General features: G+C 68.1%; 1 protein-coding gene. It reads right to left on the bottom strand.

All coding sequences use genetic code 11. The features are described from left to right. Positions 1–38: 38 nt before the first annotated feature. Positions 39–310, bottom strand: a 272-nt coding sequence (locus UUA_RS18375) for an isoaspartyl peptidase/L-asparaginase (protein WP_008439773.1), incomplete at its 5' end; no start/stop codon positions are given.

The following is a 310-nucleotide window of genomic DNA, read 5'->3' as shown; positions in this document are numbered from 1 at the left end:
AAGCATCGCCCGCAAGCGGGCCCCTACAAAGGGCGGAATCAGGGCTGCACGACGCTGTCGGCGGGTGCGGGCAGCTCGGCGGTACCGTCGTCCTCGTCCCCGTAGATTGCCACGTGCGGTACGCCGTCAGCGCCGACCCAGCCGCGGTACATGCCGTCGGTGTTGAACGGGATCGAGATGTGCCCTTCCGCATCCAGCGCGATCGCGCCGCCGTTGCCGCCCATCGACGGGATCTCCTGGTTGATCACCTCGGCGGCGGCACGCTTGAGCGGCACGCGCATCTGGGTGACCTTCATGCAGATCTGGTGCG

The organism is Rhodanobacter thiooxydans LCS2 (assembly GCF_000264375.1).
In the GTDB taxonomy this organism is placed as follows: domain Bacteria; phylum Pseudomonadota; class Gammaproteobacteria; order Xanthomonadales; family Rhodanobacteraceae; genus Rhodanobacter; species Rhodanobacter thiooxydans.
Note: the sequence above shows the minus strand (reverse complement) of the source record. Positions and strands in the feature narration are given on the sequence as shown.